The sequence below is a fragment of the Parashewanella sp. 2210YD4-3 genome, from assembly GCF_056591735.1.
Genome location: NZ_JBWQOG010000014.1, coordinates 56,757 through 74,889 on the forward strand (window position 1 = coordinate 56,757; position 18,133 = coordinate 74,889).

The 18,133-nt window shown below is 41.6% G+C and carries 16 protein-coding genes; 11 read left to right on the forward strand and 5 right to left on the reverse strand.

Annotation, left to right across the window (positions count from 1 at the left end; genetic code table 11):
• Window positions 1-86 precede the first annotated feature (86 nt).
• Window positions 87-1,904, reverse strand: coding sequence for a M14 family metallopeptidase (locus AC1EU0_RS17460; RefSeq protein ID WP_480303849.1), 1,818 nt, complete (start codon window positions 1,902-1,904; stop codon window positions 87-89).
• Window positions 1,905-2,014: 110 nt separating this feature from the next.
• Here AC1EU0_RS17460 and AC1EU0_RS17465 point away from each other — a divergent pair, with 110 nt between their 5' ends.
• The 3 genes from AC1EU0_RS17465 to AC1EU0_RS17475 are packed head-to-tail and all read left to right on the forward strand — an operon-like array spanning window position 2,015 to window position 3,675.
• The gene (locus AC1EU0_RS17465; RefSeq protein WP_480303851.1) at window positions 2,015-2,605 is read left to right on the forward strand and encodes a tRNA-uridine aminocarboxypropyltransferase; all 591 of its coding nucleotides are present in this window, start codon (window positions 2,015-2,017) and stop codon (window positions 2,603-2,605) included.
• A 12-nt stretch (window positions 2,606-2,617) separates the two neighbouring features.
• Window positions 2,618-3,010 carry a hypothetical protein gene (locus AC1EU0_RS17470; RefSeq protein WP_480303852.1) on the forward strand — a complete coding sequence of 131 codons (393 nt, stop codon included), beginning with the start codon at window positions 2,618-2,620 and terminating at the stop codon, window positions 3,008-3,010.
• A gap of 29 nt (window positions 3,011-3,039) precedes the next feature.
• Window positions 3,040-3,675 carry a class I SAM-dependent methyltransferase gene (locus AC1EU0_RS17475; protein ID WP_480303854.1) on the forward strand — a complete coding sequence of 212 codons (636 nt, stop codon included), beginning with the start codon at window positions 3,040-3,042 and terminating at the stop codon, window positions 3,673-3,675.
• Window positions 3,676-3,921: 246 nt separating this feature from the next.
• Here the strand turns inward: AC1EU0_RS17475 and AC1EU0_RS17480 are convergent, their stop codons facing one another.
• Entirely contained in the window at window positions 3,922-5,862 is a 1,941-nt protein-coding gene (locus AC1EU0_RS17480) for a hypothetical protein (RefSeq protein ID WP_480303856.1), read from the reverse strand.
• A 219-nt stretch (window positions 5,863-6,081) separates the two neighbouring features.
• Here AC1EU0_RS17480 and AC1EU0_RS17485 point away from each other — a divergent pair, with 219 nt between their 5' ends.
• The 4 genes from AC1EU0_RS17485 (at window position 6,082) to AC1EU0_RS17500 (ending at window position 10,880) form a co-directional block, all read left to right on the forward strand.
• Window positions 6,082-7,389, forward strand: coding sequence for an amidohydrolase (locus AC1EU0_RS17485; protein ID WP_480303857.1), 1,308 nt, complete (start codon window positions 6,082-6,084; stop codon window positions 7,387-7,389).
• 11 nt (window positions 7,390-7,400) lie between these two features.
• Window positions 7,401-8,732, forward strand: coding sequence for a M16 family metallopeptidase (locus AC1EU0_RS17490; protein ID WP_480303858.1), 1,332 nt, complete (start codon window positions 7,401-7,403; stop codon window positions 8,730-8,732).
• The gene (locus AC1EU0_RS17495) at window positions 8,729-10,180 is read left to right on the forward strand and encodes a M16 family metallopeptidase (RefSeq protein WP_480303860.1); all 1,452 of its coding nucleotides are present in this window, start codon (window positions 8,729-8,731) and stop codon (window positions 10,178-10,180) included. The genes AC1EU0_RS17490 and AC1EU0_RS17495 overlap by 4 nt, the downstream gene beginning before the upstream one ends.
• A gap of 241 nt (window positions 10,181-10,421) precedes the next feature.
• Entirely contained in the window at window positions 10,422-10,880 is a 459-nt protein-coding gene (locus AC1EU0_RS17500; protein ID WP_480303861.1) for a hypothetical protein, read from the forward strand.
• A gap of 9 nt (window positions 10,881-10,889) precedes the next feature.
• Here AC1EU0_RS17500 and trmL read toward each other — a convergent pair whose 3' ends face one another.
• A complete protein-coding gene (gene trmL / locus AC1EU0_RS17505; protein ID WP_480303862.1) occupies window positions 10,890-11,354 on the reverse strand; it encodes a tRNA (uridine(34)/cytosine(34)/5-carboxymethylaminomethyluridine(34)-2'-O)-methyltransferase TrmL in 465 nt (154 codons plus the stop codon).
• A gap of 238 nt (window positions 11,355-11,592) precedes the next feature.
• Between trmL and AC1EU0_RS17510 the strand changes: the two genes are divergently transcribed.
• Window positions 11,593-12,660, forward strand: a complete 1,068-nt coding sequence (locus AC1EU0_RS17510; protein WP_480303864.1) for a hypothetical protein — start codon at window positions 11,593-11,595, stop codon at window positions 12,658-12,660.
• Window positions 12,661-12,699: 39 nt separating this feature from the next.
• On the opposite strand, the gene AC1EU0_RS17515 is transcribed toward AC1EU0_RS17510, so the two are convergent.
• Window positions 12,700-13,692 (reverse strand): alpha/beta fold hydrolase, encoded by a 993-nt coding sequence (locus AC1EU0_RS17515; RefSeq protein ID WP_480303866.1) that lies wholly within the window; start codon window positions 13,690-13,692, stop codon window positions 12,700-12,702.
• Window positions 13,693-13,699: 7 nt separating this feature from the next.
• Window positions 13,700-15,526, reverse strand: a complete 1,827-nt coding sequence (locus AC1EU0_RS17520) for a DUF885 domain-containing protein (protein WP_480303868.1) — start codon at window positions 15,524-15,526, stop codon at window positions 13,700-13,702.
• 259 nt (window positions 15,527-15,785) lie between these two features.
• Between AC1EU0_RS17520 and add the strand changes: the two genes are divergently transcribed.
• The 3 genes from add (at window position 15,786) to AC1EU0_RS17535 (ending at window position 17,972) form a co-directional block, all read left to right on the forward strand.
• On the forward strand, window positions 15,786-16,781 hold the full coding sequence (add, locus tag AC1EU0_RS17525) for an adenosine deaminase (protein ID WP_480303869.1): 996 nt from the start codon (window positions 15,786-15,788) through the stop codon (window positions 16,779-16,781).
• 69 nt (window positions 16,782-16,850) lie between these two features.
• On the forward strand, window positions 16,851-17,357 hold the full coding sequence (locus AC1EU0_RS17530; protein ID WP_480303871.1) for a hypothetical protein: 507 nt from the start codon (window positions 16,851-16,853) through the stop codon (window positions 17,355-17,357).
• A 102-nt stretch (window positions 17,358-17,459) separates the two neighbouring features.
• Entirely contained in the window at window positions 17,460-17,972 is a 513-nt protein-coding gene (locus tag AC1EU0_RS17535; RefSeq protein WP_480303872.1) for a hypothetical protein, read from the forward strand.
• Window positions 17,973-18,133: the final 161 nt, after the last annotated feature.

The following is an 18,133-nucleotide window of genomic DNA, read 5'->3' on the forward strand; positions in this document are numbered from 1 at the left end:
AATAAAGTTAGTGAAACAGGCTAAGGTGTGGTGAAAAATCCCATCGCCATCAGTGTGGCAATGGGATAGGAATAGACAGAAGTCATTTAATGTTGAAGTAATACTGGATATGTTAAGTATTGCTCATCAAAGTATGGGCTACGCTCATAAAACCAACGTAGTCTGGCTTTGGGGTTGTCCGCAAAGGCTTGGTCTTTTAACGCTTGTTCAAATTCAGCTTTCAGCTCAGGCGCGGCTTTCAGCATCTTTTCAGCCATCGGCTCTACCGCATAATCTTCCATGTATTCAGTACGAGTAAAGATGGGGTTGAAAAAGCCCCATTGCAAAAAAGAGTCAGGAGACTGTGGCTCTAATAGCATAATGGCTAAATTACCAAGAGGTTGCTTAGTGGTAATTTTCACAGTGCCTGCTGGGAGCGTGGACGTTACCGTGTGTAAGTTTGCGGAAACCTTGACGCGCTGGTGGCTTTCATAAGACTGCGCTGCAAATGTGTGATCATCAAAATGATATTGTTTGAGGTTGAGGGTTTGTGGCTTTGTAAGGCGCGTCATCCGAATGCCGTGTAGTTGCAATCGTTCAATTACTTGCTGCCATTGCGGTGGAATAAAATAAGCACTCGGTCTTGTGATAGTGATATCAGGAGTGGTATTCCCAATCACGGGCAGGTTAGGGAAAAGTTTTGGTTTTCCTGTCCAGCGTACTACTTGGTCACCACTGATAGAGCTGATTTCTTTAACATACTCAATGCCTTTAAAGTCCCAGCCTTGAGACTGAGTTTCACTTTTCCACGTTAACGTTATTTGGCTAGGGTATGCATACTGATCCTGTTTAATCGCGGTTTTTAACTTGGTGCCATTCTTAGCTAATGTTTTCAGGGTTTGTTCAAGGTAAACATAGGTGCCAAGTACACGTTGCTTAAACGGCTTTAAACTATGATTTTCCACTAAAATCGTGGGTAAATGGCGAGCATGGCCATATCCATCAGAATAGCGTTGTGATGCTATCCAGTGATATAACCCTTTTGAAAGGTCGGTTTTATCCATGGCAAACACCAAAGGCCCTGGAATATGCCCTGCTTGGCTAAGAGCATCGTCAACGGCAGGGCGATAGATGCTATCTAACCATTGATAGCTGGCCTGACTCAATCCTCGGGGTATGTTATAGCCATAAGTGATGTCGTACTGGTAATCAATACCGTCAGTGACGTGAATATCGATGTATAAATCAGGTTGCCAGTGATTGATTGCATTCAGCATATGCTGCATTTCTACAGTGTCGGCTTTGGCGTAATCTCGATTAAGATTTAAATTGGTAGCATTGGTGCGCCAGCCCATAGTGACAGGCCCGCGTTGATTGACGCGGTTATGGGTATCGGAACGCTCATGGCCATCAACATTAAAAATCGGCACAAACAACAGGTTAACTCTGTCTAACAAAGCGGCTTTATCGCCTTTAACCATGTCTCTTAACAGCATCATACCAGCATCTTTACCGTCGATTTCACCGGCATGAATTCCGGCTTGTACCAGTACCTTAGGTTTCCCTTGTTCTGCGAGAGCTTGCGCTGTAGTTAACCCCTCTTTAGAGGCTACAATCATCCAAATATCGCGACCTTGAGGGCTTTTACCTAAGCTGACTTTATGAAGCATATTGGTTTCAGCTACGAGTTTATCAAGCCACTTGAACGTATCGGCATAACTTGGGCTTTCCATGCCATTTGTGCGTTCAAATGGCGTACTCCATGTTTGTGAAGCCTCTTGCATGAGCGCAGTGCTTTGGCCTTGCCATTCTGGGACAGGCGGTAAAATGCTATCGTTAACAAATTGGGTTTCAGCTTGAGCCGAATAAGTTACTGTTGCAGATAATATGGCGGTGAAAAACCAGTTAACATGTCGAGTTGGCATCGAAAGCTTCCTTAATTCCTTGCAAATGACGCTATCTTTTCTGAATTTGCCACAAACAACAACCGAACTTGGTATAATTTTTTCAAATTTCCGTTTTTTGTGAGAATGTTGTGCCGCGTCCCGTATGTCCGCAATGTCAGTTCCTAGTCAAGCAGTGTCTGTGTGATCAGTTGACGCTGATGAACAATGATATTGAACTGGTGATCATGCAACACCCAAGTGAAGTTGGACATGCAAAAAATAGCGTAAGGTTATTGCCACACCTTTTGACTAAGGTTCGGGTTGTGGTTGGAGAAACTGAGCAAGACTTTACTGATCTGAGAGCTGAGCTCATGGCGGAGCAACGCCCTGTCTTCTTACTATATCCATCAGACAACAGCATTGAGGCCGAGAACATTGAGCACAAGTCGCAAGGAGTGTTAATTGTCCTTGATGGAACGTGGCGTAAGGCTTTAAAAATATTGAAATTAAATCCGTGGTTGTTATCATTTCAAGCGCTGCATTTTTCGTCATCGACTCCAAGCCGATATCGAATACGCAAAGCTCATCGTGCTGACAGTTTATCGAGTTTAGAAGCCGCCGCTTATGGGCTACAGGCGTTACAGCCAACAATGGACATTACGCCAATATTAACGGCATTTGATGCCATGATCGAACAACAACTTGCCCACATGCCTAAGCATGTACAAGCGCGTTATTAAAAGGATTTTGTTATGACTAAGGAATGGTCAATAATTGCTTGCGGTTTACTCATCAGTATTTCGTTTTCCTCGTTTTGTCACGAAAGCGAGAAAAAACGCCTAAAGTGGTCACCTAAGGTTAAAGAACAGGCCCAAGCGTCGACAAAGTTAACTTCTCATAAAGACTCGCAAGTGACACAACAACTCGAAAAAGCCAAAAGTGCCAATCAAAAAAATGCTCAGCGTGCAGAGCGCTATAAGCATGAACAAAAGCCGGATTGGAGAAGTAGACTGCATAAAGAAGCGAATCAAGAGTTTAAACAAGCTAAGCAACGAACTGAAAAACAGTTACAACGAGCTAAAGCGGCTGCGAAAAAGTCTAAAAAAATGTCATCATCGGCATCAAAAAGTGGAGTGATAGAGTAGCATACGCTTTTTTATGATTGGTTTTGTTTATGAGTTCATTTTCTTGTCGTTTATGTCATAGTCCAGAGATAGATTTCTATTTTGAGGATAAGCGTCGTGAATATTGGCGGTGTCCACAATGCCAACTTGTTCAAGTGCCAGATGTGTTTTTATTGAGTGTTGAGCAAGAAAAAGCTGAATACGACAAGCATGATAATTCCAATGATGATGCGGGTTATCGTGGCTTTTTATCTCGCTGTTTACAGCCCACATTAGCGCGAGTCGATGCCAACGCTCAAGGGCTAGACTTTGGTTGTGGCGAAGGCAAGGTGTTGTCCACCATGGCAAAAGAGCAAGGTGTGAGTGTTGTTAACTACGATTTGTTTTATGCTAATGATAAATCACTACTAAATGAACAATATGATTTCATCACTTGCACCGAAGTGATTGAACATATTGCAGATGCTAAATCCACCTTTGAATTGTTCCAGTCCATACTTAACGCTAATGGCTTGCTAGCATTAATGACCAAACGCGTTCAAGATGTGAATGCCTTTAGCCGTTGGCATTATAAAAACGATCTTACCCATATTTGCTTTTATTCGATAGATACATTTGAATGGATTGCCAAGCAATACAGGTGGAAACTTGAAGTGATTAGTGACGATGTGGTTATATACTCGTGATACTTGAAGATGCAACTTTCAGGGCTAATTCAGCGTTGCATTATTCGAGGCTTGAAAGTGTAGAACTAGCGGGCTCATTTAAACTTTCGCAACAAAGAAGAATCAACGCTGAAAAGCCCACGCAGTGCGAGTTTAATTGCCATCTACGCTGCGTTACTTACCCTTGCAATAGGGCAACTATTACTGCGGGTAAGTGCCTTACCTAAATGGCAATTAATTCTCGCTGAAATCCTGCATATTCAGGTATCACGAGTATATATTCTCTGGCATAGAGGATGCGCGTAATGCATCTGGGTGCTGCTTTGATCTCATTTGTTCTACGCAATTACTGCAGAGCGTGATTTGACGTGCAGCACAATAGAAAACAGGGTTTTTATTAACAGTACTATTTTGATGGTTATCATAATCAATCTGGAATAATAAGCTATTACAGTGTTGGCAGTGACAAGACTGAGGGTACTCACTTTTCATAGCCTTAAAAATATTTGCTGCGACTAAACCTGCTCCAGTTATTTCAAAAACGCCCTCTTTTGGATGTTCATAATGAGTGTTATCTGGGGTTGGGTTCTTTTGAGGCAGACATAAATCGATGAGTGCTCGATACATAATTTGTTGATGAGTCATTATGGTTAGCCACTGTAAGCTCAGAGAAAATGTGTCTCGAATTAACTCTGGTGCTGTAACCAACAGCCATGCTTTAAGGTATTCACGAGTGACGCCATTTTCATCCAAGGCCTGTAAGTGTTGTTTAGCAGAGTAAAGATTTAAAAAGTACTCATTACTCCATGGGAATTCCTTAGCAAGCTGCTCAAAGCTTTGGGTAGCAATGCTATTCATAGCATCGTCAAAAGGAAAGGGCTCTTGAACTAAATGTATTAGGATCCCTTGTAATATATGTTGTTCATGATCTTTGAGAATTGTCGAGAGTGCTAAAAATTCAAACGCATAAATAGGTTTATCTTGGTGCTGTTTAATAATAAATTGAACCAGTTCAATATTACCAGCGAGCGTCGTAAGCCGCTTATTATTCAGTGTCACTTGTGCCGCTTTTTTTAGAGAAAATTCTGATTTTTGTTGAATGTTCAACAGTGCAAAACTTTTTGTTAATCCACTTTCATCTGTATTGAACACTCCTTGAAAAGATGGTGGTTGTTCTAGCCATCGACAAAATAACAAATACACTTCAAGCGCTGACTGCATTAAGTGCCCAATAACAAAACGACTGAGATGGTTTAACTTTGTATTTGGGTAAACTAATTGTCCTTCCTGTTTAAATGGCTTTGATTTTACCCCTTGAGTCAGTCTGAAATAAAACTGGAGGAAGTAAGTACACTCTGCATTTAATTGAATTACTTGCTGTTCATCGCTCATGCCATTAGTCATAAGCTGAAATACCTGTATTAGCTTTACAAAGTTCTCTAATAGCAATTCCCACTTGGCAAGAGGAGAAGAGCAAAAGCAGTGCTCGGGTATGAGTTCGATACGCTGATGCGGATAGCCATTGAGCCTTCCATTTTGTACAAGCAAACCCTGAGGTTCACAGAGAATAAAATGAGCAATCAAATAGTATTGGTTGCTACTCGATGATGGCATCATTTCATTTAAGCAGTAGCCTAAAATGTGCTTCTGGTGCTCAACTGGGTAATTGGTGAGCCTTGAATGTAACGAAGAAGAATTGGTTACCTTGCAATAATCGTACAGTTCTGAACTATGGCCAATATTTAGAGCGTCATAGACACTTGCTGCTTGGTATCGAATCTGAGAGTGATTTAAAAAGAAAGAGACCAGTTCAATCGGTTGCATGCTCTCAATCGAGCCGATATTGAGTGTTAATTGATGCTTGTCGCTAGAAAATTTCAAACCGCTTTGTGGTGATCGACGCCACATATTTATGATTTGCCTAAGCGTGGTTAAGAGTTTTTGTTCATCTGAGGGGATGTCAAAAGCCTGTATGTTGGTCGCGGGGCAGGGCAACAAATGAATATTACCAGAATGGAATTGTGAAGTATGGCAATGAGGATCTTCTACAACCCTTACAGAAAATGATTTTTCTTGCCTGTTTTTCATGCCTGGTGGCAAGCGAATTTGTTGGTTTATTAATTGTAACTCTTGGGTTATTCCACCGTGAGTTTCAGAAGGCATGTTATAAGGAGGAGACTCTTGCTTTGATATTGCACTTTCAGCCATAAATATCAAAAAAATCAATTGTTTTATGAACAGTAAATGATATGTTTTTGTACGGCAATGATTTTTGTTATGGATGAAAAAAGGTTAATTTCAATATTATATTGTGGAAATATTCCACCACTCATTGTTGTTAACAATTAGTTTCAATATTGTTTCTTTTAAAGCATTAACAATTATGATAAAGCTCTGTAGTATATGGCAAAAAAAGAGAATCTGCCTATGACTACCCGATTCAAATCTACATTATTCTTAACCGTATTATCTACCTTTGGTATTCTTGTTAGCCCTAGTGTTAATGCAAACACGGCTAAGCAATTAACTCAACAAATCGAACTAAAAGTAATCGAGTTACGTCGCCAGCTTCACCAACACCCTGAGCTTTCCAATCGCGAATTTAATACCAGTAAGCTGGTGGCAAAAGAACTTAAAGCGTTGGGGCTAGACGTGCAAACTAACATTGCTCATACCGGAGTAGTGGCAATGCTTAAAGGTGGAAAGTCAGGGCCACTGATTGCACTTCGTGCCGATATGGATGCCTTGCCAGTGACTGAACAAGTCGATATTCCATTTGCATCGAAGGCAACAGCTGAATATCGTGGCCAAAAAGTGGGAGTGATGCACGCTTGTGGTCACGACACTCATGTGGCCATGCTGCTGGGAGTGGCGCACAACTTGGTGAAGATAAAAGACCAATTAGCCGGTGATGTGATGTTTATCTTCCAGCCTGCCGAAGAAGGTGCCCCCGAAGGTGAAGAGGGGGGGGCTGAATTGATGCTCAAAGAGGGGCTCTTTGCTGAGCGCAAGCCTGAAAAAGTATTAGGGCTTCATGTTACCTCAAGCATGCATACAGGTACCATTGCATTAAGAAGTGGCCCTGCTATGGCCAGTGAAGATTCATTTACGATTAAGGTCAAAGGCAAGCAAACTCATGGTTCTCGCCCGTGGCAAGGAGTCGACCCGATTGTGGCTTCAGCGCAAGTGATCAACAGCGTTCAAACCATTATTAGCCGTCAGGTCGATGTGACCAAAGCGCCAGCAGTAGTGAGCTTTGGTGCCATTAATGGTGGTATTCGTAGCAATATTATTCCTGATGAAGTTGAGCTCATTGGTACTATTCGTACTTTTGACCAAGATATGAGAGCGGACATAAAGAAACGTTTGCCTGAAATCGCCAATCTGTCAGCACAGACACTTGGCGCGAAAGCGGAGACTAAAATCCAACACGGATACCCAGTGACAGTCAATAACCCTGAATTTGTAAAGCAAATGCGTCCAGTATTGGAAAATGTGGTCGGTAAAGGGAATCTAATAGAACCAAGTCTTATTACCGGTGCTGAAGATTTCTCATATTATGCGCTAGAGACGCCTGGGCTGTTTTTCTTTTTAGGCGTGACTCCCAAAGATCAAGACTTATCAAAAGTGGCGGCAAACCATTCGCCCAATTTTTATGTAGATGAATCAGCACTGAAATTAGGTGTTGAAGCCATGACCAGCTTGGCTATCGTAAATTTAACTAGTAAAGAGTAATAGGTATCAAGATGAAACGACAATTGAGTGCGCTCGCATTATCGCTCAGCATGCTGTTTGCCTCGACTACGGCATCAGCAACGACGGCTGATGATGTAAAGAGCTTCACCCTAGATAACGGCATGAAGATCATGGTGCTTGAGGATGATTCTATCCCAAATGCCAATATGTACTTGTTCTGGAAAGTAGGCTCTCGAAATGAAGTACCTGGTATCACTGGGATCTCACACTTCTTTGAACACATGATGTTCAACGGGGCTAAAAAGTACGGCCCTAAGATGTTCGACCGCACCATGGAAGCTAATGGTGGTGCAAACAATGCTTACACCACAGAGGATCTTACGGTTTATACCGATTGGTTTCCTGCAAGTTCTATCGAAACTATTTTTGATTTAGAAGCGGATCGTATTGCTCATCTCGATATCAATCCCAAAATGGTAGAAAGTGAGCGAAACGTAGTGGCATCTGAGCGCAGAACCGGTTTGGAAAACTCCAACTGGCGTGCGCTTCAAGGTCCACTGAAAAGTGTTGCCTTTAGTGCTCACCCTTATTCTTGGCCAGTGATCGGCTGGGAGTCTGATATTCATGCATGGACACTTGAAGATTTAGTTAAGTATCACAAAACTTACTATGCTCCGAACAATGCGGTTGTGGTTATCGCAGGTGACGTAAAGTTAGATAATGTGAAGCGTCTTGCAAACAAATACTTTGCCCCAATCCCAGCACAAACTCCGCCAGCAAAAGTGCGTACGGTTGAACCGAAACAAACAGGCGAGCGTCGTCTGTTTGTGAAAAAGGCCTCTGTAAGTACGCCAAATGTGATGCTGGCATACCATACGCCAAATGCGAAATCTGAAGATCATTACGCGCTGGACATTTTATCTTCAATTTTAAGTGAGGGTAAAAGTTCACGTCTTTATAAGGGCTTAGTAGACAAGCAAATTGCACTCGGTGCCGATACTTATTTGCCAACGTCTTTCGATCCTAACCTTTTCTATGTCTATGGTATCGCTAGTCCAGGGGTATCTGAGCACAAATTAGAACGTGCATTGATTGCTCAAATTGATGACATTGCTAAAAATGGCGTGACTCAAAAAGAGCTAGAAAAAGTGAAGAACATGAAATTAATGGAGTTTTATCAAACATTAGAAACCATTAATGGTAAGGCCAATACCATTGGCACTTATGAGGTGTATTTTGGCAGTTATAAAAAACTGTTTGATGCGCCCAAACTGTATAGCCAAGTAACGCCTGCTGACATTCAGCGAGTGGCGAAAACCTATTTGATCAAGTCGAATCGCACGGTTGGTGTATTAGCGGCGAAAGAGGAGAGCAACAAATGAAATATTCGCCATTAACAAAAGCCTGTGTGATGGCTTTAACCGTGGGCAGTTTAGCGCTAACGGGCTGTAAATCTACCTCGGCTACTCATTCACAAGCGCAAGTTGTCGCAGAGGCGAGTAGTAGCTTCTCAATGCCAAAGTACGAAACATACCAAATGGCTAACGGCTTAACTGTGTATTTGATGCCGCGTAAAGAAGTGCCATTGATCACCCTTAATGCGGTAGTTCGTGCTGGTAGTGTTAACGATGTCATTTCCGGTGAAGCCGGAATGACAGCAGAAGCTCTAGTACTCGGAGCAGGCAATAAAACCAAAGCACAAATCGAAAATGCTGTTGATTTCTTAGGGGCAAATTTGGGCACTGGTGCAGGAAAAGAGGGCAGCTCTATCAATAGTAGCTTCATGACCAAAGATTTAGCTACTATGTTACCTATCTTTACTTCAGTGCTTACTCAGCCAAAGTTTGATAGTGCCGAATTTGCTAAGTTAAAGAAGCAGCAAATTGCTGGGCTTGCTCAAGCCAAAGAAAGCCCACGTAATGTGATTGGTAGCTACTTTAATAAATTTATGTTCGGTAACCAAGCTTACGGTAATCCAACTTCTGGAGATCGTAATAGCTTGAAAAACATCAATGTTGCCACACTAAAGCAGTTTTATAAGCAATATTACCAACCAAGTAATACTGCGATTACGGTTGTGGGAGACTTTGATGTTGCGAATATGAAAGCTCAGCTTAACCAAGCCTTGGGTGCATGGAAAAATGTCAACAAAGTAACTCAGCCCGATCTCAGCGCTAACCTTCCAAGCTATGACTCAAGCCGCGTTTTGTTAGTGAATAAAGGTGACGCCATTGAAACTCGTTTTTTGATTGGCGGAAAAGGGGTTAAATTTGATAACCCTGATTCTGTTGCCATTAGCGTGGTGAACACCATCCTTGGTGGTCGTTTTACTTCATGGCTCAATGATGAGTTAAGAGTTAACGCTGGTTTAACCTACGGTGCAGGTTCAGGTTTTAGTGAATATTCCAAAGCTGGTTTATTCCGTATCAGTTCATTCACCAAAACCGCTACTACAGAGCAAGCAATTGATCTCGCATTAAAAACCTATGATCGCCTATGGTCGCAAGGCATTGACGAAGCAACCTTGAAATCAGCCAAAGCTTATGTAAAAGGGCAGTTTCCACCAGATTTTGAAACCAACGGTCAGTTAGCGGGATTACTTGGAAATATGTATTTGTACGGCTTTAGTGACAGTTACATCAATGACTTTGAAAACAAGGTAGATAGTCTGACCGTCGCTGACACTAAGCGGATCATTGACACCTACTTCCCACGTGAACACCTGCAATATGTATTAGTAGGCAATGCTGCTAAAATTGCGCCGATTGCGGCTAAATACGGTAACGTTACCCAAGTTGACATTAAAGCCGTGGGTTTTGATAGTAAATAACTCTATATTGACATAAAAATAAAAAGCTTAAATCACTGGGTTTAAGCTTTTTTATTGCCAAAAATCTGCAGAAACGTAATCTAGATATTTCCATTAGATTACCTTTACTTAATCTTATGGAATTTATCAGCAAAAAGCCTAATCTATATGGTGTAAGAGACTAATTTATAGACGGATTTATAACACTTCCTATTCATTATCTGCCCGTAAGTAGCCTCTCCTAATTGTTAGGAGGTTTTCCATGAGTTTAGGTTTAATCAAAGCCAGAAATTTAAAAGCAAATACATTGGAATTTTCAGGTTTTTCAAGTCAGCAAGTTGGTGATTTGAATGGCTCGTTAAAAGTTAAATGTGAAAATTCAGGTGAAATTAAGCATTATCAAGTCAAAGCTCGAAAAGGTAGAATCTTAGTAAGGCAAGGCGGATGGAAAGGGTTTTTTAGCTATTATCTATCATTAGGTTGTTACCGTTCTGATAGTGCTAGACAGCTATCGAAAGCGTTAATTGCATATCGACGTGATCCCATGGGGTTAAAGGCTCCTGCTCTAAAAATTCCAGCAATGATCCAAGCAAGAGATCCTGATAGTTTGAGAGCTGTTGGCTATCAAAAACTGGTTGATCGCACCGGTCTTACAATTGCAGGTGTTAATAAATCACCAGCAAGCTCTCTTTCGTTTGTTCGTGAACCTAAATCAGCTTAGGCTTAAACCCTAAACCGCCCCTTCATACCCTAATTGCCGCCATGCTTCATAGCAGATCACAGCCACTGAATTCGATAAATTTAGGCTGCGGCTGCTCGGCACCATGGGAATACGCAAGCGTTGCTCCATCGGTGTTGCTTCAATGATATCCGCAGGCAATCCTCGCGTTTCTGGGCCAAACAACAACACATCCTTTTTTGCAAACGTTAGCTCTGAATGAGGGCGACTGCCTTTGGTGGTACAAGCCATAATGCGCTTACCTTTTACAGCTTCTAAAAATGCGTCAAAGTTTTTATGACGGGTCACGTTAGTGAGATCTTTATAATCTAACCCTGCTCGGCGCAGTTTCTTTTCTTCAAAATCAAAACCCAGTGGTTCAATCAAATGCAGGTGAGTACCCGTATTGGCACATAAACGAATGATATTTCCAGTGTTGGGGGCGATTTCTGGTTCATATAAGGCGATATGAAACATACAACTTCCTAAAGTTTTGAAGAAAAGGGCATTTTACAACATTGTGGAATGCCTGGCATCTTTGTAGTGCCGTAAACCTCATGTGTTGATTCTTGACTATGGCAGAAGTCAGCTCTGAAGCCATTACTTAATCGACTTTCAGGTTACTGACCGTGTTATCTATCTCTTCCATATTAAGTTTCTATACAGTGTGTTAGCGAGAGTATAGCCAAAAGATAATCGCTGCTAAGGTGAGATCATGGGTATTTCTACTACTGATATAGGCGGTGCTGTTGCACTTCCAGATGGATGGGCTTTTTCTGATGAAACTCCACTTGTCATTTGGGATCACGACAATAAAAGAATACATAAAATTGAAGGGAAATTACAAATTGTAAATGGTCAAGTTGTCGTGCGAAGTCAGCGTTTAGGGGAAAGCACATGGCGTTTAAAAGTGTACGATGTACAAAGTGATGGTGTAATAACCTATGTTACTCAAAGTGGTCTACATAGAGAAAGAGACAAAATACGGCTTGTTCGAAGTGATTCTACTTGGAGAGGAATAATTACGTATTTCTTTGGTGTTCAGGGGATTGTAACCAAACACTTGCCTATACAAGGTGGTTTTGGGGGACATTTGTCTAAAGATCTTGCTGATAGATTTAACAATGAAGGGCAGCGTTTCTTTACTGTTGTGGTTGATGAAACGAATAAAACCATAGCTAGGCTTGAAGAGCTTGATTGCCTGAGAGGCATTGGAAAACTGCAAAAAGATGAAACCAAAGAAATTCAGATTAAGTTATTTTACAAAAACTCAAAAAGTACTGACTATCATACTTATAAAGTGTCACCTAAAGTATCGGACGGAAAAATAGTTGGGTTTACATTTGATGATACGGAAACGCATAGTGATAACTTTCGTCGGAGTTTGGGACGATCGAATCCACTGATTGATAGACTGGAAAAATATACTGAATTAAGATTTGTGCCGCAAGAAGATCCGCATACAAGATTTCTTACCATTGGATATAGTAAACGCCGAGGAGGGTTAGGGGTCGACAACCGTGTTCCTGAATTTAATATACATGCTCGAATTTTTCCAATCTGCATAGAGGATGTGGACACAGAAGTTAGAACTGTAAGAATGGTCCAAGTTGAGGTTTTTCCACATAAAACAAAAGCAGGGCTAGACGTAAGAGTCAAAGATGTAACCGATTATGTTTCTACTGCAGAGGAACTGGATACTGTTTCTGTTTCTGAGCAATTGTTGGAGGAATATATCAGAGATAAATATCGAGCTTTACTAAAGCGAGTTCCAAATCAGTAAGCGAACAATCCTATCAAAAAAGAAATGAAACCCTAATCGTTAAAACACGGATTTATGTAGTGAAGGTAAGGGGCGGTGTTGGTGCTTGTCGAAAAAGTCTAAAGTGGCATCGAGGACTTGAGTACGAATGCTATCAGTTTCAACAAAAAGTTCGTGTTTAGCATCACTAAAGCTTTGCATTTCACCTAACCCAATATGTTTCATGGATTTGTAGTATTTATCAATCTTATGGTTATCGACAATGGTATCTGCTTCGGCTTTTAGTAATAAAATGGGAACTCGCATTCCGGCTATCGCTGGCCAGCATCGATCCGCCGCATGTAGGGCTTCTAATAACCAACGATTGGTTGGATCACCCAGTTGAACCGTTGGTCGTTGTCGATATAAATCGTGAAAGGCTTGATAACGAGATTGACTAGAGGTTAGCTTGTTGGTGTGGAAAGGCTTATACCGAAAATCACGCCCACCTATAATATAGCGAGGACACTTAGGCGAATCCAAACAACCGGCTAACCAATCAACGACTCTTCTTGGCAAAGGTAAGTTTATGCCGAACATAGGGGTTGAAAATACCGCTGCGGTAAAGGTTTGAGTATGAAACTGCATATACAAAGCGGCAATGGCGCACCCCATTGAGTGTGCTATGCAAAATAGCTTTGAGTGCTGTTTGGGCTTAACAACTTGCTCAATGAAAGCATCAAAGTCATCGATGTAATCATTGAACTTGTCTACATGACCCATGTGTGGGTTTTTAGTTAAGCGTGATGATAAGCCTTGACCGCGATGATCAAGGCAATAAACGGAGTACCCTTGTTGGTATAAGTCGAAGATAAGCTCACGGTATTTCTCATAACACTCAATGCGGCCACTACTGATCACAATCGCAGGACTAGGCTGTGGTTGTAGTAATTGGCAATAGGCCAGCTCAATTTTATCGTTGATTGCTAACAAACCATGTTCAACGTGCTCCCACAGCGCTTGTTGCTGTGAAGTGTTGATGGCGAGTTCGCTTGAGTAGTGCCGCATCGTCATGATTTGATCAGTTATCCTTATACTTCGCTTGCTGGTGGGCAATAAAGTCATCAATTTGTTGCTCTAAAATCGGTAAGGTTACCGAACCTTGAGCTAATATCGCATCGTGGAAAGCTCGAATATCAAAGTGTTGACCGAGGGCTTGTTCAGCTTTTGCGCGTAAACGCTTAATGGTCAACTCTCCAATTTTATAAGATAACGCTTGTCCCGGCCATGAAATATAGCGATCCACCTCAGTGGTAATGTTATGCAAAGATAACGCTGAGTTGTTGGCCATGTAATCAATAGCTTGTTGACGAGTCCAGCCCATGGAATGAAGACCAGTATCGACGACTAGGCGAGTGGCGCGCCACATTTCATAGGTCAAGCGGCCAAAGTTATCATAAGGATTGGTATACATACCCGCTTCTAAGCCAAGGTATTCAGAGTAAAGTCCCCAGCCTTCACCAAAGGCTGAGATATAACTGTAACGGCGAAAACTGGGTAAATTAGTTAACTCTTGGTTAAGTGAAATTTGTAAGTGATGACCAGGAACTGCTTCATGCAAGGTCAAGGCAGTGAGTTCATATAATGGACGTTTATTTAACGCGTAGGTATTGACCCAATAATAACCCGGCTCGTCATCACGGTTTGAACCTGAATAGCGGCCAGTGGTGTATTTGGGCGCGATTTCAGCCGGAACGGGCTCGATACCATAAGGTTTAGTTGGCAGCTTTTTAAAATATTTTGGCAATATCGCATCGGCTTTTTTAGCAATGTAACTGGCGTCCTTTAACAGCTCTTCAGCTGTCTTTGGGTAAAACTTAGGGTCGGTACGAAGATAATGTAAAAACTCAGCAAAAATTCCTTTGAATCTGGTTTGCTTAATGACTTGTTGCATTTCACCGCGAATGCGAGCCACTTCTTTCAAGCCGAGTTGATGAACTTGGGATGATGTCATTGGCAGGGTGGTGTAATAACGCACTCTATTTTCGTAAAAGGCTTTGCCATTTGGTAAATCATTGGCGGCGATACTGGTGCGACTATTTGGAATATAAGTCTTGGTCATGAAGTCATAAAACTTTTGATAACTTGGGAGTACCTTTTGTTTTACGGCTTTCAACCCTTGTTGTTTAAGTTCATTTTTTAATGCTTTAGAAAAATGCTCAGGGAACTGGTTAAAGGGTGTAAAGTAACCGCTCTTTTTTGCCGGAACAATAAATGCCGAAATACTGTCTTCAAATCCAGTTAAGGTGACTTTGGGAGGAGTAATCCCCGACTTTAGCCCCTGCTTAAGCCAGTGTGTTTGTTGGGCAAAATAGTTAGGAAGCGAACGTAACTGTGACAAGTAATTCCGGTAATCTTGTTCTGTTTTAAAACGTCCCTTGCTGATGCTGGCGATATAGGCATGAAAGCCACTTTCTGCGGTGATGGGAACGTATTGAGCATGGAAACGATACATATCCACGCTGTTTTGTAATTGGTATTGAAGCAGCTGAGCATTGATTTTTTGCTGCTTATTCAAAGAAGCGAAGTCTAATGCCTTAAGTTGCGTTAACAGTCTTTCACGACGCTGATTGATCTGTGCAAGGTGACTTGGTGACAAATCATCAAGTTTACCTTGCTGGCTTTTGTCTCCCATAGAAGCCGCAAGCTGAGCACTGGCATCCAGTTTGATTTGCCAATCCTGATCGATATACGTTTGTAATTTAGATTTGTACTTGGATTGTTGAATTTCTGATGCGTTTTTTTCATTGGGTTGATGTCTTTTTACATAGGCATCTGAGAATGTGGAATTGAGAGTACAACCACTGAGTAATACACTGAGCGCAACCGTGGCGAAAATATGTCGCATAAGGTGATCCAAGTTTTTTATGATTTGTTGGCGATTATGCCATTAACTCATTTATACTCAAGTCTAACTGCTTTACATAGAATGCGTTTTTGCTTCTGACGTTGTGAGCTTATTTCTATCGATGGTTAACTAATTTCTTTCTTGTCCTCAGTTATCTAATCTAGCTCACACATTTGCTCAAAAGTGCATGCCAATCATGGCTCAGTTGGTAGACTCCGCAGCCAATTAAGGGCAATTGGGGCGCACATAGGGAGACATTATGATAAATAACACCATTCCATTAGTTGATTTACATCGCCACCTAGATGGTAATGTACGAGTAAATACAATTTGGGAATTGGGACACCAGCATGGCATCACCTTGCCAGCTGACAGTCTAGAATCACTCGCGCCCTTTGTTCAAATTCAAGGCAAAGAAAGTGATTTACTGGGCTTCTTAAAAAAATTGGATTGGATGGTCGCAGTCTTAGCCGATTTAGATGCGGTTAAACGTGTGGCGTATGAAAATGTCGCTGATGCTGCAGAATCGGGTTTAGATTATGCAGAACTAAGATTCAGCCCATATTATATGGCCATGAACCACAAGCTACCAATCGAAGGCGTTGTAGAAGCCGTCATTGATGGTGTTAAGGCTGGACTGAAAGACTTTAATACTCGAATTAATCTGATTGGCATCATGTCTCGCTCATTTGGTATCGAAGCTTGTCAGCAAGAACTTGATGCATTGCTGGCTCATAAGCAACATCTTGTGGGTATGGACTTAGCGGGTGATGAATTGGGTTTCCCGGGTGAATTATTTAATGACCATTTTAAGCAAGTGCGCGATGCGGGATTAAATATTACCGTCCATGCTGGTGAAGCCGCGGGCAGTGAAAGTATGTGGCAAGCGATTACTGAACTTGGCGCTACTCGAATCGGTCATGGTGTCAAAGCGATTCAAGATCCAAAGCTTATGGATTTTTTAGCCAAACATCGAATTGGTATAGAGTCGTGCCCAACCAGTAATTTACATACCTCTACCGTGTCTAATTATTCTGAGCACCCGTTTATTCAGTTCTTAGAGCGCAATATTTGTATTGGACTTAATACTGATGATCCTGGTGTCAGTAATATAGATATTAAGCACGAATATCATGTAGCGGAGCAAGAGCTTGGGTTAACCGTTGCCCAACTGGAACAAGCTCAACGAAATGGTGTCGAAATGGCTTTCTTGTCTGATTCTGAACGTAAAGCATTATATCAAGCCAAACAATAATATTCTGAACTCCTCCAGCAAAACGGCTGAATGTTTTCTACAATAGTTAGCATCAGCCAAGGAGGGGTTATGAATCATCATCGAGGTATGTCCAATACCAAAATCTTAGTACTTGTTGCAGGTATTGTGTTGATCCTGTTGATTTTAATGGTAGCCGTAAACCAAGAAAAGAAAATGGAAGCATTAAAGGCTAATCATCAACACGCGCTGGCTGATATCGTGGTGGCCATAAAACACGTAAATGATGTGGTGTTAGGGCCAGAGCCTACCGGTAATTTTGGGATCCACCATGATTATTTTGGTGATGTGTCATTAGATTTGGTGAATGGCAAGCTTCGAGCCACCACTTCTTCACTTGAAAACGGGTTAGACATTGCTCGAAAGATCTTAGCCCTACCTCACATCCAAAAAATCGATTGGCAGATGATACCTTCAAAGACTGCATCATTCGGCGCACATCAAATTAAGCTCATTCCAAGAGGGGCTGGAGATAATTGCTATTTGCTCTATACCGAAGCAGGGACCAGTAGCCAGCCGCAATCGCCTCAATATCATATCGTCAATCAAGGTTGCTGAACCTTAGCTGACAAGCTTTAGCGTTGACCTTTCCTGTTGATAAAGAGTTAGGTAAAACAACCCTGACTCTATTGTTACACTGATCAAAAGTAAGGGTGCGCTATGAAAAATAAGTATGGATCAGGACAGTCCAAGGTCACAGGATTAGTACTCGCTTTGGGTATTGTCGTTGTGGCGGGAGTGATCATTAGCCAGAAATCAACCAATGAACAAGTTGCGGCGGAATCACACGCCAAAGCTATAGCTTCATTAGAAGTTGCCTTAGAGCACGCTAATAATATCATTCATAAAAACGCGGAAGAAAATCAAGTGACCACAGGAAAAGCGGATATCACGATCAGCTCAATTCCTGTGTCTTTGGTAAATGGCTTTTTACAGGCCAGTCGCTCCTCATTAGAGAATGGGCTTAATATTGCCTATAACGCACAGCAAAGCTTATACAGTGCTGCTTCTAATTGGAGTATGGATGTACTGGATGTGCAAGGCAATGTACCTGGGCAAGTGAAAATTTATGCGTCAAATGCACCAAAAAATTGTTATTTAGTTTATACCGAAGCTGGCACAGTTGGCTCACCCAAACGACCAAGTGAATCTATTGTCAATTCGGGGTGTTAAATTCTACTGGCAAATCCCAAAAGTTGATGATTTTGATAACGCTGTTGTTTAATTGACAGCGATTTCACTGTTCTATTTTTTGGGTAAATACACTGTTGATTTAAATCAAATTAATGGTGGTTTTTGCTTATTTAACAGCACTATTTTTTGTAAGGTTTTAC

Bases quoted from the DNA above. Each gene is read 5' to 3' on its own strand.
- AC1EU0_RS17460 (WP_480303849.1), bottom strand. From the start codon at position 1,904: ATGCCAACTCGACATGTTAACTGGTTTTTCACCGCCATATTATCTGCA.
- AC1EU0_RS17470 (WP_480303852.1), top strand. From the start codon at position 2,618: ATGACTAAGGAATGGTCAATAATTGCTTGCGGTTTACTCATCAGTATT.
- AC1EU0_RS17475 (WP_480303854.1), top strand. From the start codon at position 3,040: ATGAGTTCATTTTCTTGTCGTTTATGTCATAGTCCAGAGATAGATTTC.
- AC1EU0_RS17480 (WP_480303856.1), bottom strand. From the start codon at position 5,862: ATGGCTGAAAGTGCAATATCAAAGCAAGAGTCTCCTCCTTATAACATG.
- AC1EU0_RS17485 (WP_480303857.1), top strand. From the start codon at position 6,082: ATGACTACCCGATTCAAATCTACATTATTCTTAACCGTATTATCTACC.
- AC1EU0_RS17490 (WP_480303858.1), top strand. From the start codon at position 7,401: ATGAAACGACAATTGAGTGCGCTCGCATTATCGCTCAGCATGCTGTTT.
- AC1EU0_RS17495 (WP_480303860.1), top strand. From the start codon at position 8,729: ATGAAATATTCGCCATTAACAAAAGCCTGTGTGATGGCTTTAACCGTG.
- AC1EU0_RS17500 (WP_480303861.1), top strand. From the start codon at position 10,422: ATGAGTTTAGGTTTAATCAAAGCCAGAAATTTAAAAGCAAATACATTG.
- trmL (WP_480303862.1), bottom strand. From the start codon at position 11,354: ATGTTTCATATCGCCTTATATGAACCAGAAATCGCCCCCAACACTGGA.
- AC1EU0_RS17510 (WP_480303864.1), top strand. From the start codon at position 11,593: ATGGGTATTTCTACTACTGATATAGGCGGTGCTGTTGCACTTCCAGAT.
- AC1EU0_RS17515 (WP_480303866.1), bottom strand. From the start codon at position 13,692: ATGACGATGCGGCACTACTCAAGCGAACTCGCCATCAACACTTCACAG.
- AC1EU0_RS17520 (WP_480303868.1), bottom strand. From the start codon at position 15,526: ATGCGACATATTTTCGCCACGGTTGCGCTCAGTGTATTACTCAGTGGT.
- add (WP_480303869.1), top strand. From the start codon at position 15,786: ATGATAAATAACACCATTCCATTAGTTGATTTACATCGCCACCTAGAT.
- AC1EU0_RS17530 (WP_480303871.1), top strand. From the start codon at position 16,851: ATGAATCATCATCGAGGTATGTCCAATACCAAAATCTTAGTACTTGTT.
- AC1EU0_RS17535 (WP_480303872.1), top strand. From the start codon at position 17,460: ATGAAAAATAAGTATGGATCAGGACAGTCCAAGGTCACAGGATTAGTA.